The following is a 16,529-nucleotide window of genomic DNA, read 5'->3' as shown; positions in this document are numbered from 1 at the left end:
CCAATTATTATTTTTTTGTCACTGGTATAGAAAACCAGAACGTAGAGCCTTTGTTTTCTTCACTTTCAACACCAATCTCACCATGATGTCTTTTTATGATTTCTGCGGAGATATATAAGCCTAAACCTAAGCCTGAGAATTTATGTGATGATTCCTGCACACGGAAAAAACGGTCAAATACAAAGTCTTTCTTATCATGCGGGATACCGATACCAAAGTCGGTCACGGAAACCTTCAGCATCTGATCAGAAGTAATCTCTAACGTAACAATTACCTTACCCGCTTCTGGCGAATACTTTATGGCATTCGACAGGAAATTGCTGATCACCTGCTCAAGTCGCGGGCGGTCTGCATATACATCTACATCAGCCGCACCCTGGATAATGATCTTATGCGTGTTGATGTTAGCCTGCGTATCTTCTACGCATTCGGTAATTGCTCCCTGCGCGTTAAACCATGCCAGATTAAACAGCATTTTGCCGGCCTGAATACGGGTAACATCCAGCAGGTCTTCTACAAGAGCCGTTAACCTGGCCGTTTGCTTGTCTGCTTTATCTATGAAAGGATAGATATTCCTAACGTCGGAATTTTTACCGGCCATCCGCTGCATAATCTGCAATGAGCCTTTTAAGCTGGTAATCGGTGTTTTAAGCTCATGGCTGGCAATGCTCATAAACTCGTCCTTCTTCTGCATCAGTTGCTTGGTGGCCTCCTGCGCTTTAAGCAGGTCTGTTACGTCAAAGCCGAAGAATGCAATGCCATCAACTTTGCCATGCTCTGAAAATACCGGCGTGAAAATAAAATCGAACCAGCTGCCCACGTCTTCACCCGTGATTGGGTCCTTACGTTTTATTTTAAAGGCTTTACCAATGTATGTACGCTTGGTTTTCAGCACATACTGGTCTATCTCTCTCAGCTTGTTTCCGAATGTCTCTGGATTAACCTCTGCAGTGGTTTTGCCCAAATAGTCGATATGGCCAATAAATTCTTCGAAAGACTTATTCCCGAACTCATAACGCAGCTCTTTACCCCGGCGGATGGTAATTAGCGCAGGGGCATTTAAAAAGATGCTATAAAATTCGTCTTGTTGTTTTTTAATCAGCTTTTGAAGCTCTTTTCTACGGCGCTCGGTTTCCTTCTGATCGCTAATGTTGATAATATAGGCTACTGCATTCGCTTCTTCATTCTCAAGCCTGGCGGCACCCATCAAAACGCTTACCCGCTTACCATCTTTACGGATGTACTCCTTTTCGAACGGTGCACAGAAGCCTTTTTCCGAAAGTTCGTCTACAGCCCATTGTGAAATGGCCTGGTATTCCGGCGGGGTAATTTTATTCCATTTAAGCTGACCGTTTGTAAGAGATTTACGATCATACCCAATCATATTAAGAAAGGCATCGTTAGCCTCTAAAATGGTACTATCAGCGTCTGAAAATACCATGCCGACCATATTAGATTCAAATACCTTACGGAAGCGGTCTTCGCTGGTGTTCAGTTTCTTTTCGGCCTCCATCAGGCGTGTCACGTCCACTATGGAGCCCACCATGCGGTAAGGAGTATCAAACTCGTCGTGCAGGATACTGCCGCGATCTAAGATAATGGCGTAATCGCCATTGGCCTTTAAAAAGCGATACTCGGCAGACCATTGTTTTTTATTGTGGTTGATGGAGTCGTAAACGCTGCTTTCCACTCGCTTACGATCTTCCGGATGTATTTTGTTGAACCAGAACCCAATGCTTTCCGTCTCTTCATTACGGTGGTAACCAAACATAGAGGTGAAGTTATCGCTCCGCCACATGTGGTTAGTCACCAGGTTCCAGTCCCAGATGGTATCGTTGGTTGCTTTTGAAACCAGGTTGAAGCGTTCTTCACTTTCAGAAAGGCGGCGGGTACGCTCCTGCACCTTATCTTCCAGTTCGTCGTTTAGCTTCTTAAGGTTTTCACGGGCGGTGATCAGCTCGTTATAGTTCTTGCGTAGCTTTTGCTCTGCATTTTTACGGTCGGTAATATCAGTAAACGTGGTTGCCAGGCCATCCGCCATTTTTACCGCGACCACCTGGTACCATTGCTGATTGCGCGATTGGTATTCAGACTGGTATACCTGCCCGGTTTCTACCACATTTACGTAGCGTTCAAACAGTTCGTTCTCTGCTAATTGGGGCAGATCGTTATTCAGCGTCAGGTTAATCAGTTCATCCTTATCACGGTTCAGCATTTTCGCAGCAACATTGTTGGCTGCAATGCATTTAAACCCATTGATCTTACCTTCTTTATTCCTAACGGCGTTAAAGGCAATAATGGCGCTGGTGGTAGAATTAAATACACCTGATATAATGTTGTTCAGCTCTGTAATAACAGAGATATCCACAAAGCTGATCACAACACCGTCTTTCTGCTTGTCTTTACGGATGTAAGGCAGAATACGCATCAGGCAGCGGACGCCACTTTTCAATTGTACTTCTTTTTCTATCAGCCCCCCGTTATGTACCACCTGCTGCAGGTCATGTACAAAGTTCTCGGCGTAGATATTATGAGAAATATGGCTGATCGGGCGGCCAATATCCGCTTCGATCAGGTTGATCATCTTAACTGATGCCGGATTAAATTTCCGGATGACCAGGTTGTTATCCAGGAAAACCTGTCCGATGTCTGTACTTTTAAAGTAGTTGTCCAGGTCATCGTTCAGTTCTATCAGTTCTTTGATCTTTAGCTGGTGCTCGGTATTCAGCGTATGCAGTTCCTCGTTCAGCGATTGCAGCTCTTCATTGCTCGACTGCAATTCCTCATTAGCTGATAACAGTTCCTCATTGCTCGACTGGAGTTCCTCATTCGTGGTATCCATCTCTTCAACCGCCATCTGAAGGTTGTTGCGCGTCTCCGTCAGTTCCGCTTCCAGTTCAAGGATGTAGTCGTTTTGCTGAAGATTGTCAATCAGGTTATCCTGCATCAGGTCCTTATCGCCTACGGTATCCAGGCCAGATTCATGCAGCATGATCAATGTATAAGCCATAGCTGATTGCGCATCAGGTGGCTTTACATAGATATTGATCAGCTGATCTTTAGTGTCTTTTTTAATCCGGACTCGTTTAAGCGCAACTTTTTTGTTTTCTTTCCAGGATTTACGGATAGCAGTGTTCAATATGGCGGAGATCTCGCGGGGAACCATATTCAACAGGTTCAGATCCAGCTTTCTTTCAGGGAGCGAAAGGTAGCGCCTGAAATTCCCCATCGTTTCTTTGATCTCGTAATTCTTATCAATATAAATACCTACACAACCAAATTCTTCGGCCAGCAGTTCGTTAACATCATCGGCGATGGTCTTGATTGATTTCTGCGCCGGTTTCAGCAGGTTTTTTATCTTATCGGCAGTATGGTCGCTAACCGGGCTGCCCGTGGTATGGTAGGTGTTGTGTGTAGCATAGTTGATACTACCGGTTTTCTTATAAAATTTCCACTTGCCGTTCACTTCCTGCATGCCATCCTTCAATACGGCGGCGCTTTCACTGGAGCCCAGGAACAGGTAACCGCCCGGATTAAGCGAAAAATGGAACGTGGAAAGCACTTTTTGCTGCAACAGGTTGTTCATGTAAATGAGCATGTTGCGGCAGGTGATCAGATCATTCTTGATGAACGGCGGCGCTTTGGTCACATTATGCCTTGCAAAAACAATCAGCTTGCGGATAGGCGCAATTACTGAATAGTTCTTCCCTTCTTTGATGAAATATTTTTCCATCAGTACCGGGTCTATATCTTTAACCGCAGCAGGCGCATAGCAATTTTTCGAAGCAATTTCTACGCTCGAAGGATCTATATCTGTGGCAAATATTTTTACTTCTAACTGCTTTCGCTGTTTTTGCAGGTAGTCGTACACTAAAATAGCAACAGAATAAGCTTCTTCGCCCGTGCTACACGCGCATATCCAGATTTTTAACGTTTCACCATTTTCCTTGGCATCAACAATCTGCGGGATGATCTGCTGCTCGAGGCATTCAAAAGCCTGTTTATCCCTGAAGAACCGCGTAACACCGATCAGGAAATCTTTACCCAGGGCCTCAATTTCGGCCGGGTCAGATCTAAGGATGTTAACATATTCGGGCAAGTTTGATGTGCCCGTATTGGTCATGCGGCGCGCAATGCGGCGGATGATGGTAGGGGTTTTATATAAGTTGAACTCCTGGCCGCTATTCTTATAGATCAGCGCGAATATTTCGTCCAGAAGGGTATCATCGATCTTTCCTTTTGTAAGTACGTTTACCGGCTTTTGCTTGATATAGTTAAAAAGCTCTTCCTGCATTTTTGCAGGGGGCAAAATAAAATCTGCATTACCCGAGGTGATAGCGCTGTTAGGCATGCCGTCGAACTTGGCCGTGTTCGGGTCCTGAACAATCACCATACCGCCGCACTCTTTAATGGCCTCGATGCCCTTAGTACCGTCTGTACCGGTACCTGAAAGGATAATGGCAATGGCTTTTTCTTTTTTCTCCTGCGCTAAAGTCAGTAGAAAAGTATCTATGGCCGTGTTAGGGCTTTTATCATGTGTCTTATCAGCCAGTCGCAGGCGGTTGCCTTTAATGGTGATCAGCTTATTGTTGGGAATGATGTAAACGCAATCCGGCTGGATCAGCATGTCCTGCGCTGCTTCGAGCACCCGCATATGGGTATGCTTTGAAACCAGCTCTACCAGCAGGCTTTTATAGTCTGAAGAAAGGTGCTGAATAACAATAAAAGCAAAGCTCGAGTTATTCGGCATGTGGTCAAAAAACTCGTGAATAGCCTCTAACCCGCCTGCAGAGGCGCCAATAGCTACCACATACTTTTGCCCGCTAACGGTATTTGCAGTGGATGGTATTGTTTTGGCTTCGCTCATTACTTATTCTAAAAATGCCTTAGTTAATTACCAACGGTCAATCAGTTGTATAATTGCTTGGTCTGAAATTCAAATGCAAAACTGCGCAGCATCTCTGCTGCATTAATTTCGTGGCGGCTCCATGGCAGTGAAGTTTGCCGCACGGTTTGCTGCCATAGTTTAAATGAGTTTCGGGGATGATATGCTTTCCCATCCGGTTCAAAATTGATCGCCTTTTCAGGATCACCGCCCCAGCTTACCGTTTTAACAAACTCTGGTCTGAAGCAGATGATATAGTTCCCTTTATCGGCATCAACCGGGATGGCCAGTATACCGCTTGCAATATCGGCATATTCCGCAGCATCTTCGTAAATGGCTGCTAAATTGTCATTCGCATAAGTTTTAACCACATTCTTGCCTTGCAGCCATATCACCAGATTTTCCACCGAATCTTCGTTAGGCGTTTCGCCAATCCGGGTTTGCTGGTTATTGTTTACTACCACCGCACCTGTAGCATTAAACATATCTAACAGGTTTTGTTCTTTATCTTTCAGCAAGCCTGCCGCCAGGTCGCTTTCGGTATAAACTTTATCAATCAGCGAGGTGCGCTTATTTTGCAGCTCCGCTTCGCGGTCAAACTCTTCTTTACTGTAAATAGAAGATATCTTGTTAGAAACCACGCTCGAAAGTAATTCAAACACGGTGCAGATCTCGTAATTAACGTATTTAGGCGTGGTGTTATGGCAGGAAATCAGTCCCCATAATTCACCGTCTTTGATCACCCTGATAGACATAGAAGCATCAACGCCCATATTTTTCAGGTATTCCAAATGCACTGCGGCAACGCTGCGCAGGTTACAATCTGAAAGATCGATAAATGTATGGGTAATAGGGTTGATGACCGGGTATAACCTCACCGGATTATAATTCCGCGTAGGAATTAAACGGTAGGGGTTCTTCAGATACAGCTGGCGCGCCTGTTTAGGCACATCTGATGCCGGGAAGGTATAGCCCAGATATTTTTCGAGCTTTTCATCTTTCTCCTCGGCGATAACGGTTCCATTCCAGTTGCTGTCAAACCGGTACATCATGATGCCGTCAAATCCAGATAACTTTCTTAATTCACGGACGGCGGTATCGCAAACCTCCTGTACAGAGCCGGCCAGCTCGATATTGGCCATGGAATATTTGATCTCCTGAAATACCTCGGTAAAATAACGGTCGGTATTTTCTGCTACTTTTTCAAGTTCGATGATCAGGTATTGCTCTTTGATATGGATCAGTGCCAGCATACGCTGGTTGGTGGTGTTCACTTCAAAGTTGAAGCTTAGGGGTAACTTACCGGTAGCATCCGTAGCAACCTTTTGTTTCAGGGTTTCAAACTGGGCTTTGCCAAGAAAGCGTTCTATGCTTTTGTTGATGATATCCGCAGGCGGCAGGTTAAGCAGTTCTTCTGTGTTTTCACTTACCTGTACAACGGTAAAATCCTCTTTTTGCAACACCAGCAGATAGCCGTAAGGTTGAATCAGGTTGATGTTATGCAGCGGTAAACTGCCGCAAAATTCCGAATCATAGTTTTTATTAGCCATGCTGCTCTATCCAGTTGTTGAATTTTAAAAAGGTATTTTGCGCGCTGGCAATAATCGCCTGTTCTTCGGCGGGCTGCCATGCCTGGGTGTTGATGTATGTTTTAAAGCGTTCCCACATCTCCGTGGCTTTGCTGCCATAGCTGTTGAAAAAACTAAGCCCGTCCTGGAGGCCAAGCCGATCTGAAACCATTTTACTGATAATGCTTCCGCCCAGTGTTGAACCCTCTATAACGTAAAGTGCGCCAACCGCCTGTGGGATAGTCGTGATCTCTGGCAGGGCCCCGTTTACAGCTTTTGATGCGGGATTGCCGCCGAGGGCTTGAATATCATTAGAAAGGGAACTGGTTTTGCGCCGTTCTTCGTAATCGGGTAGTACCGACTGATCTATCTGATGATTGATCTGGTCTTCCAATCCGCCGAAATAAGAATAGAACAGCTGCAATAAATTAATGTAATCTTCAGCCGATGAAAGGCTTTTAAGTCGGGAGATAATTTTTTTTTCTAACCCCTGATGGTGTGCAGTGGTCTGTTCCTTAATAACGTCGGCAAGCATTAGATAATAAGCAGATGAAAATAGATAAAATACTAAGCTAAGATAAAAATTTTAATTATTGGCAATTAAATTAAGCAGATAGTAAAATTGGTACTGGCGGGATTTTACAATAACGCAAATTAACAACCATTTATTCACACCTGGAAATAATAGGCGTTTTGTATACTTGCAAGCGGCAGAATTCTATTAAATATGCGTAAAAATAAAGGCCTTCGCCTGATTCTGATACTGGCTATCATTGCGGTTAACATCGGTTGCGACCAGCTTTCAAAAAAGATCGTACGTGAAAAACTGTATCCGCAGGTGCAGCTAAGATACTGGGGCGACCATCTGATGATCACCAGGGTAGAGAATACCGGGGCTTTCCTCAGTGCGGGAGACAATATCGGCGGATATGCACGCGTGTTGTTTCTGGCAGTATTGCCCATGGCTGCGTTGATTGGCGCAATGGTACATGTGGTAAAAAATTACCGGATGGACTGGCTGCGGCTTACGGCAATTTGCTGTATCCTCGGCGGAGGATTCGGTAATATTTATGACCGTATCGCAAATGGTTCTGTAACGGATTTCCTGTATCTCGAATTCGGTATTTTTAAAACGGGGATATTCAATCTCGCCGATGTTTCCATCACCACCGGGGTGATCCTGCTACTGATTGTTTTAAACAAACCTTATTTCATGAAAAACAGCGAAAGCAATATGGAGGGTTAGTTGCTAAACCGCAATCACTTTATTCTGCAATACGCCAAATACACGGTCGTCTTTCTCATGCCGGATAGCCACCCTGCCGGTGAAACGTCCAAAGGAAGGTAAAATAGCCTGTTTTAAACCAAATGTAAAACATGGGAGCGTGACTGTTTGCCTGCCCTTACCAGATAAGCGTACACCGGGATGAATGTGACCGCAAAGTACATAACCCTCGATTGAAGGTAGTTTAGCCGCCGTTACCGGGTGGTGCAGCATCAGGAACGGGCCAAGCCGGTACGACTCCGGCGTTTGGATGTTCAGTTCGTGATAATGACTGTCCTGGATAATATCGTGGTTGCCTTTCACCAGGATGATCTTCATCTGCGGGAACTGCTGCCGCCACAATGCAAACCAATCCCAATCGGTATTCATATCACTGTGGAACAGGTCGCCCAAAAAGATCAGCTGCTGCGGATGGTATTGCGCAATCAGGTCTGACAGTACGGCCAGGTCTTCCTGCGCCACATCTTTAGGTATAGCAATACCTGCTTTTCTGAAATGGCCGGATTTTCCCAAATGCACATCTGCGGCAATCAGCGTTTGCTGCTGTTTCCAGTAAATAGCTTTTTCGGGAAGTAAAACAAGGTCTTGCCCTAGCCAGGGCAGTTCGGCGCCTTCACAGATCTTCATTAGTGCAAAGATAAAAAATGCCAATTAATTTAGCATTAGCTTTTCTTATAGCTTTACACCTCTTAGTGCTATATTTGGGCAATACCCAGCCCTGTACCATGTTACCTGACGTTTCAGAATACGCACCATTTTATGCCAACTATGTAGAAACTGCCGCTCAGCTTGGCGATATTGTTGAAACACTGAATCGCCTCGCAGAAGATACTTACCAGTTCCTGATTACTATCTCTAAAGAGAAACAAGACTATGCTTATGCGCCCGGAAAATGGACGATCAGGCAATTAGTCAGCCACCTGATAGACGCAGAGCGCGTTTTTGCCTATCGCCTGCTTTGCATTTCGCGGGGGGAGCAACAGCCGCTACCCGGTTTTGAAGAAAATAGCTATGTGGAGCATGCTGAATTGCAGGGGCGTACTTTAGAAAACATGGCTGATGAATTTAAACAACTGCGCCTGGCTAACCTTTTCCTGATCCATAGCCTTACCGCAGAGCAATTGGCCCTTTCAGGTATTGCCAGCGGAAACAGGGTGACAGTTAACGCCTTGCTATATATAATGGCGGGGCACGAGCTGCATCACCTGCGGATCATCAAAGAAAGGTATCTCTAAGCATGCCGTCTTCTTATGAAATTCTGCTCCCTGCTCTTACTTGCATTGCTATTGCTGCCGGGCTGTAAATCAGACCATGGCAAGATTTTGCTGCGGTTGAAGTACCATGACGGCGATGTGCAAAATATATCGGTAGAGGAAAAGATAGAGGGCCCAATGGTAAGCATTGTTAATAAGACCAGTACCGATCTTACGGTCGACTCCGCTTTGGACGACGGCAAAAGATATGCCTTTATTGCGCAGGTACGCCGCATCTGCTCAGATAGTAAACTGGGCGACGAGGTGCGTCATTATGATTCTGATGATATGCTGGGGGATATGGATAAAGAATCGCGCCGGTTACACGATGCCGTAAAGGACGTATTGCATAAGAATTACAGGTTTGCTTATAACGATCTCGGGGAATTAGTGGATCCCTTTAAAGAGGGGAACCAACTTGCAGAGCCGCCTATAGACCCGGGCCTGGTGCAGCTGAATTTCCCAAAGGAGCGGGTCGGGGTTGGTTACACCTGGACATCAAGAAGAAAAAATCCACTGCTGAATACCTATAATATTTTTACCTACACCATTGCCGACATCAGTGCAGAAAAAGTAGTGGTGCATGCCAAAGGAAACATCAAAGGCTTCAAATCGCTGGTGCGCGATTTTGTAGTAGAAGGCGATTATACCATCAATCGTTTTAACGGCCACTTGCTTGGTGGATACTTTGCCGGAAATGTACGCGGAAATAAAATTCTGATCTCGGTTGTGACCCACGAACAGGGTTTGTAAAATAGCGCTTTAATTGCTTGTGACGGCGATTTATAATATTTGAAACATTATTTCGTAATATTTTATTAGTAATTGAACGATGGCTTTGTAGCTATCTCTTTTTCATTACATTAGCAAAATAAATATACTAAAACCTGGATGTTTGAAACAAAAATTGAATTAGAAACCCTAAAAAGCATGTTTAAGAAATTATATATTGTACTGATACTGGGTGCCGCCCTGGCTTGTAAGGGTGCCCCTAAAACACCTCCAGGGCCGGTTACTGCAGGCGATCTGCATCCGGATGAACAGCAAAGCGTTGTGGTTAAACAGGTGGCCGATCTGATCTCTAAATATAACTACAAAAAGGTGCCGCTGAATGATTCCATTTCGCGCATTATTTATAACCGCTACCTGAAATCGCTGGACGACAACCATAACTATTTCCTTGCATCTGACATCAAAGATTTCGAGAAATATCAAGATGTGCTGGACGATGATATCAAAGAAGGCAACCTGAATAATGTGTTCTACATTTTTAATGTTTATAAAAAACGTTACAACGAACGCATCACTTATTCACTGTCGCAACTGAATAACAACTTTGATTATTCGAAAGACGAAACCTTCACTTTTGACCGTGATAGCCTGCCTTTTGTTTCTTCTGAAGCAGATATGAATAACTTGTGGGCCAAGCGCGTAAAGTATGATCTGCTGAACCTGAAACTGGCGAATGCAGATATGGCCAAGAATAAAGAAACCCTGCGTAAGCGTTACCAGAACCTGATTAGCCAGTCTAATAAATTATCTAAACAGGATGTGCTGCAGATCTTTATGGACGCGCTGACTAATGCCATTGACCCGCATACCAATTACTTTAACCCGGCAAATGCCGCTGAATTTAATATAGATATGTCGCGTTCACTGGAAGGTATCGGCGCATCGCTGCTTTCAGAGAATGATTATGTGACTATTAAAACTGTGGTACCGGGTGGCCCGGCAGATAAAAGCCGGCAGGTGAATATTGATGACCGTATTATTGGCGTTGCGCAAGGTAAAACCGGCGAGTTTGTTGACATCGTAGGCTGGCGTACAGATACCGCAATCACGTTGATCCGCGGCCCTAAGGGCACCATCGTAAGATTGAAATTATTGCCAAAAGGTAAAGCTGCTTCTGATAAGCCAAAGATTGTGGAACTGGTGCGCGATAAAATTATTCTGAAAGACCAGTCTGCCAAAAAAGAGATCCGTACCTATAACGAAAATGGTAAAACAGTTAAGATCGGAGTAATTTCTGTACCGGCGTTTTATCTTGATTTTGCCGCTTATCGCGCAGGCGATCCGAATTATAAAAGTACCACTCGCGATGTAAAATTGATCCTTGATACCCTGAAAAAAGTAGGTGTGGACGGGGTAGTGATGGACTTGCGCCAGAATGGCGGCGGCTCATTGGTAGAGGCTGTAGATCTTACCGGTCTGTTTATTAAAACAGGTCCGGTGGTACAGGTTCGCGACGCACGTAACCGGGTAGAGGTGGATAATGACGAAGATCCGGGTGTAGCCTGGAGCGGCCCGATGGCTGTTCTGGTAGACCGTTTCAGTGCTTCCGCTTCTGAGATTTTCTCTGGCGCAATACAGGATTACGGCCGCGGTATGATTATCGGCACACAAACCTATGGTAAAGGTACCGTACAAAGCGTGATCAACCTTGATCAGGTAATCAGCCCTACCATTAAGGATATGATCGCTAAGATCACTCAAAAGGGAACTAAACAGGCTCCGGGTGCGCTTTCTAAATTTGGGCAACTGAACCTGACGATGGCTAAATTTTATCGTGTAAGCGGTGGGTCTACCCAACACAAAGGGGTAACACCAGATATTACCTTCCCTGCCGTTATTCCGCTGGATAAATATGGTGAAGATACAGAACCATCTGCGCTGCCTTACGACATGATCAACCCATCAACCTATACCAAGGTGGGTGATTTTAGCGCCGTACTGCCACAATTACGCAAGCTGCACGAAGACCGTATGAATGCCAGCGCAAGCTATAAATACCTGTTAGAAGACATTGCCGACTTTAAAAAGCGCGATGCCGAAAAAAGTGTTACCCTTAATGAACAGGTATTGAAGAAAGAGCGCGACGAGGATGAGCAAAAAGCTTTCGAACGTAATAATCTGCGCCGTACCGCTTTAGGCTTAGCACCACTGAAAAAAGGTCAGACAAGGCCAAGAAATGAAGACCTGGATTTCCTGAAGATAGAAGCCGGACAGATTTTGACAGATTATATTGGCATGGGCAATAAGCTCACCAGCAATGTAAATCCGTAACAGATTGATAACCCATAAAACAGAAAAGCGCTTCATTTGAAGTGCTTTTCTGTTTTACAGCGCTTTCAATATATGATCTAGCTGCCTGATATGCCTTTGCGTGTGTACAGAAACAAAGTGTAACATTTCCAGTCGCGTAAGATAACCAACTGTCGGAAACGGGGTGCTGGTGCAAAGTTCATCAAGGTTATCATGGCTTGCTGCAAGTTGGAGGTCGTTGAACGTACTTTTTAAATTGCTGAGCAGACTGTCTTTATCCTGGGGCTGATTACCGGGTAATACTGTATCTGGTGACTTAAACTTCATTTCAAAGTTCAGAAACAAGTCGCGGATCATCTGAACATGCTGATCAGATGGACGTTCGGGAACGGTAGTTGTTCCCCTGATATTATCTAATGCTCCCTGCGCGCTCTTTAAAACATGCTTGGTCACTTGTGCGGCTGTCCAGCTGTCTTTAAAAGGAACCAGGTTAAACTCTTCCTGGTAAAATGAGGAAACCGCGGATACGAATCTGTCTGCGTTTTGCTTTAACTCTATAATCAGTTCCATAACACATTTGTCGGTTAACCAAAAATAAGCGCAAAACTACGTCATGTTGGTGTGTGAAAACGACATTCTAAAGGGGTGATCTCGACAATGAAACCAAATAGTGGCTTAAAAGGTTATTAGTTAATATGCCGAGAAAGCCACTGTTGGAATTTACTGATCGCGGGATTTATTGCCCGCAGGGCAAGTTCTATATCGATCCCTGGAAACCCGTGGACGACGCAGTGATTACTCATGCCCATTCAGACCATGCCTACTTGGGGCATAAACATTACCTGGCACACCATCTTTCACGTGAGGTTTTAAAATATCGCTTAGGGGATATTCAGTTGCAAACGATTGCCTATGGTGAAACCATTAATAAGAACGGCGTGGAGATCACCCTTTTCCCGGCAGGTCATGTAATCGGATCGGCGCAGGTAAGGGTGGTATACCAGGGGGAAGTTTGGGTAGTGTCCGGCGATTACAAAACTGAAGCAGATGGTGTTTGCGAGCCTTTTGAGCCGGTGAAATGCCATCACTTTATCTCTGAATGTACTTTCGGCATGCCCGTATATCAATGGAAACCACAGCAGCAGCTCTTTGATGAAATGAACAACTGGTGGCGGCAAAACCTCGAGAATAACCTGGCTACTGTTGTCGTCGGTTATTCTTTAGGAAAAGCGCAGCGCATCCTGCAAAACCTCGATCTGTTTAACGGGAAGGTTTACACGCACGGCGTGATCGAAAATACGAATGAAGCCTTGCGCCGCAATGGAATAGAACTGCAACCCACTACCCGCATTACACCGGACACCCCAAAAGAAGAAGTACGTAAAGGAATCATCCTGGCGCCGCCTTCCGCCGTAGGCTCTGCCTGGATGCGCAAGTTTGGGCCATACAGTTTTGGCTACTGCTCTGGCTGGATGGCGCTGCGCGGTGCTAAACGCAGGCGCGCAGCCGACCGTGGCTTTGTACTATCAGACCATGCCGACTGGAACGGGTTGATCAGTGCAATAGATGCTACCGGTTGTGAATGCGTGTACCTCACCCATGGATACACCGCCAGTTTTACCCGCTATTTAAACGAAATAGGCTTTAACGCCCGCGAAGTGCACACCCTCTATGGAACAGAAGAGGAAGAAGCTGCCTCTCCCCAGGATAGCCCCACCAACCTCCCCAAAGGGGAGGCTTCAAATGAAGGAGAAGTAAATAAAGTCCTCTCCGCTGGAGAGGATTTAGGAGAGGTCGGTATTTTGGGAGGGGCTAAGGATTTAGGAGAGGCCAAAGGGGGTGCGATATGAAAGCATTTGCCCAACTTTTCCTCTCACTCGATGAGACTAACAAAACCAATGAAAAGGTGAAGGTGCTGAAAGATTACTTCAACTGCGTACCCGACACCGATAAGATGCACATGCTAGCGCTTTTTACCGGCAGAAAGTCGAAAAGGCAGATCAATAGCACGCAGTTCAGGTTATGGGCTATCGAAGCGCTGAAAATTCCGTCGTGGCTTTTCGAAGAAAGTTACCATGTGGTAGGCGACCTGGCAGAGACCATTGCCCTGTTGTTTCCGCAAAATAATACCGGCGGCAGCAGTAAAACACTAACAGAGTGGATAGCCGAGATCAATAACCTGTCCACCTACGGCGACGAAGAAAAACGCCATTGGCTGCAGCAATCCTGGCAGCTGCTGGATACGCAGGAACGCTTTGTATTTAATAAAATACTGACGGGCTCTTTCCGGGTAGGGGTGTCGCAAAGCCTGGTGGTGAAGGCTATCGCAGATATTGCCGACCTGGATGCCGCCGTACTAACCCACCGTATTATGGGCAACTGGCGGCCGGAAGACTATACCTTCAGAGAACTTATTCAGCCGCAGCAGGAAGCCGAAGATATCTCCAGGCCGTATCCTTTCTTTTTGGCTTATCCCATACAGGAAACCTCTACCGTGCAGAAATCAGTAGAAGATCTGCAGCAAACCCTTGGTGAGGCTTCGGAATGGCAGGCAGAATGGAAATGGGACGGTATCCGTGCACAACTGATCAAGCGCGATGGGCAGTTGTTTATCTGGAGCCGCGGAGAAGACCTTTCGACTGATAGATTCCCAGAACTACATCCCTTTATGAACGAACTGCCGGACGGAACCGTACTTGATGGCGAAATTCTAAGTTTCCGCCAGGGAAAACCTTTGCCTTTTAATGTGTTACAGGCGCGCATCGGCCGGAAGAACCTGTCGAAGAAAATCCTGGAAGAAAGTCCGGTGGCTTTAATCGCATATGATTGCCTGGAATATGAGGGAAAGGATATCCGTGAGAAAACACAAACCGAGCGGCGCGAACTATTAGAGCACTTGCAGGCTAAAACCGCCTATCCGGATGTGTTCAATATCTCAACCCTAATTGATTTCGATAGTTGGGAAAGCTTAAGCAGAAAGCGGCAGCAATCGCGGGAAATGATTGCCGAGGGGATTATGCTGAAGCGAAAAAGTGCCACTTACCAGGTTGGCCGTAAGCGTGGCGACTGGTGGAAGTGGAAGATAGACCCGCTTTCGGTAGACGCAGTGATGATCTATGCGCAAAAAGGTCATGGCCGCCGGGCAGACCTGTATACCGACTACACTTTCGCTGTTTGGGACGGCGATAAGTTAGTTCCCTTTGCTAAGGCGTACTCAGGGCTGACAGATGCCGAGATCAATAAAGTGGATGCTTTTGTAAAGCGGAACACACTGGAAAAATTCGGCCCGGTACGTACAGTAAAGCCCGAATTAGTTTTTGAGATCGGTTTTGAAGGGATTAATAAGTCTACCAGGCATAAATCCGGCGTAGCCCTGCGCTTTCCGCGTATCCTGCGTTGGCGGCACGATAAACCAAAAGAAGAGGCGGACACGATAGAAACACTAAAAGCCTTTCTGGAATAAATATTTATTGTAAAACAATAAATATTGTTGCTTTTTCAATAATTTATCTTTTCATTTGCATCAAATCCTTATGCAATGAAAAAAACCTTTAACACAGATTTAATTGTGAATGCGTTAATACTATTTGCCGTGTTAGCGTATATCGTACTTGGAGTTTTGCCGTTAATATTGATAAAAAAGAGCGACCCGTTTTCAGGTTGGGCTGAATCTAACTGTTACCAAGTTAGTGGTCACAAAAATTCATATGCTGTCTCAGACACGCTCCCTTACTATCAATACAAGAAAAAGTTAGAAGAACAAAAAAATAAGCGCTACTATACCATTAATGGCATACAATCAGGTCTTTCACCGGTATCTCGCATCTCATTCTCCAAGTCACAGTATTTAGACGCGCGTAGCATGATGCAGTGGAATCATACGAAATTGGGAATTCACCGCTATTTTATAGATCTGAATGGATGGATATTAAACCGGTACATTGACGAGTACAAAACAGACAGTATTAGTTTTGAGGTAAAGAGCGGTAAACCATACCTCTACAAGCCGTTAATTTCTAAATTAAAAGATAATAGCGGCTGTCAATTACTAACCTATACAGAAGAACCCGTTAAGTATTGGCAGCTCGAACGGCATGCCGGTATTAGTATACCTGTAAGCGAATCCTTTTTTAATGTCGCCAGGTGGATCATTATGCCGGTCTCGTTTGGGTTGATTGTATACTTTCTTTACCTTATTGCCTTGTTTTTAAAGTTTATCGTCGATGTTTCCAGGGGCGCATCGTTTACAAATGTTAATTTGAGACGTTTGCTGATTATTGCCGTCAGCTTACTGGTATATCCATTTCTGCGATTTTTTACTGACGGTTTAGCCTGGATCATTTTCCATACGTATTTCAATAGTGATATCAGGATGGCCGGTTTTGATTGGGGTAACGCATCCCGTTGGGTAGGCGCAGGTTTAGTATTTTTGCTTTTATTTAAAGCCTTCAGGCAGGCAAAGAAACTTCAGGAAGAACACGATTTAACCATCTGAT

Annotated in this window: 12 protein-coding genes; 7 read left to right on the top strand and 5 right to left on the bottom strand. The window is 45.2% G+C overall.

What is annotated here, in order from left to right; translation table 11 throughout:
- Window positions 1-7: 7 nt before the first annotated feature.
- Genes MUY27_RS14155 through MUY27_RS14145 form a run of 3 tightly spaced genes read right to left on the bottom strand, consistent with a single transcriptional unit; the run spans window position 8 to window position 6,988 of the window.
- Window positions 8-4,867 carry a chemotaxis protein CheB gene (locus MUY27_RS14155; protein ID WP_245130833.1) on the bottom strand — a complete coding sequence of 1,620 codons (4,860 nt, stop codon included), beginning with the start codon at window positions 4,865-4,867 and terminating at the stop codon, window positions 8-10.
- Window positions 4,868-4,908: 41 nt separating this feature from the next.
- Complete coding sequence (locus tag MUY27_RS14150) at window positions 4,909-6,435, bottom strand: GAF domain-containing protein (protein WP_245130829.1); 1,527 nt, start codon at window positions 6,433-6,435, stop codon at window positions 4,909-4,911.
- Window positions 6,428-6,988, bottom strand: coding sequence for a biliverdin-producing heme oxygenase (locus tag MUY27_RS14145; protein WP_245130827.1), 561 nt, complete (start codon window positions 6,986-6,988; stop codon window positions 6,428-6,430). The genes MUY27_RS14150 and MUY27_RS14145 overlap by 8 nt, the downstream gene beginning before the upstream one ends.
- Window positions 6,989-7,180: 192 nt before the next feature.
- Here MUY27_RS14145 and lspA point away from each other — a divergent pair, with 192 nt between their 5' ends.
- Complete coding sequence (gene lspA, locus MUY27_RS14140) at window positions 7,181-7,699, top strand: signal peptidase II (RefSeq protein ID WP_245130824.1); 519 nt, start codon at window positions 7,181-7,183, stop codon at window positions 7,697-7,699.
- A 3-nt stretch (window positions 7,700-7,702) separates the two neighbouring features.
- Here lspA and pdeM read toward each other — a convergent pair whose 3' ends face one another.
- Window positions 7,703-8,365, bottom strand: coding sequence for a ligase-associated DNA damage response endonuclease PdeM (gene pdeM, locus MUY27_RS14135; protein ID WP_245130822.1), 663 nt, complete (start codon window positions 8,363-8,365; stop codon window positions 7,703-7,705).
- 98 nt (window positions 8,366-8,463) lie between these two features.
- Between pdeM and MUY27_RS14130 the strand changes: the two genes are divergently transcribed.
- From MUY27_RS14130 to MUY27_RS14120, 3 genes are all read left to right on the top strand, one after another.
- Window positions 8,464-8,973, top strand: coding sequence for a DinB family protein (locus tag MUY27_RS14130; protein WP_245130820.1), 510 nt, complete (start codon window positions 8,464-8,466; stop codon window positions 8,971-8,973).
- 15 nt (window positions 8,974-8,988) lie between these two features.
- The gene (locus MUY27_RS14125) at window positions 8,989-9,744 is read left to right on the top strand and encodes a hypothetical protein (protein ID WP_245130817.1); all 756 of its coding nucleotides are present in this window, start codon (window positions 8,989-8,991) and stop codon (window positions 9,742-9,744) included.
- Window positions 9,745-9,921: 177 nt separating this feature from the next.
- The gene (locus tag MUY27_RS14120) at window positions 9,922-12,054 is read left to right on the top strand and encodes a carboxy terminal-processing peptidase (RefSeq protein ID WP_245130815.1); all 2,133 of its coding nucleotides are present in this window, start codon (window positions 9,922-9,924) and stop codon (window positions 12,052-12,054) included.
- Between the two features lie 54 nt (window positions 12,055-12,108).
- On the opposite strand, the gene MUY27_RS14115 is transcribed toward MUY27_RS14120, so the two are convergent.
- Window positions 12,109-12,603 carry a DinB family protein gene (locus MUY27_RS14115; protein WP_245130813.1) on the bottom strand — a complete coding sequence of 165 codons (495 nt, stop codon included), beginning with the start codon at window positions 12,601-12,603 and terminating at the stop codon, window positions 12,109-12,111.
- A 125-nt stretch (window positions 12,604-12,728) separates the two neighbouring features.
- Between MUY27_RS14115 and MUY27_RS14110 the strand changes: the two genes are divergently transcribed.
- The 3 genes from MUY27_RS14110 (at window position 12,729) to MUY27_RS14100 (ending at window position 16,528) form a co-directional block, all read left to right on the top strand.
- Window positions 12,729-13,883: a ligase-associated DNA damage response exonuclease gene (locus MUY27_RS14110; protein WP_245130811.1), complete on the top strand. Its 1,155-nt coding sequence runs from the start codon at window positions 12,729-12,731 to the stop codon at window positions 13,881-13,883.
- On the top strand, window positions 13,880-15,496 hold the full coding sequence (locus MUY27_RS14105) for an ATP-dependent DNA ligase (RefSeq protein ID WP_245130809.1): 1,617 nt from the start codon (window positions 13,880-13,882) through the stop codon (window positions 15,494-15,496). Before MUY27_RS14110 ends, MUY27_RS14105 begins: the two co-directional genes overlap by 4 nt.
- Before the next feature lie 75 nt (window positions 15,497-15,571).
- Entirely contained in the window at window positions 15,572-16,528 is a 957-nt protein-coding gene (locus tag MUY27_RS14100; protein WP_245130807.1) for a DUF2975 domain-containing protein, read from the top strand.
- Window position 16,529 lies beyond the last annotated feature (1 nt).

The organism is Mucilaginibacter straminoryzae (assembly GCF_022953055.1).
Lineage (GTDB): Bacteria > Bacteroidota > Bacteroidia > Sphingobacteriales > Sphingobacteriaceae > Mucilaginibacter > Mucilaginibacter straminoryzae.
Note: the sequence above shows the minus strand (reverse complement) of the source record. Positions and strands in the feature narration are given on the sequence as shown.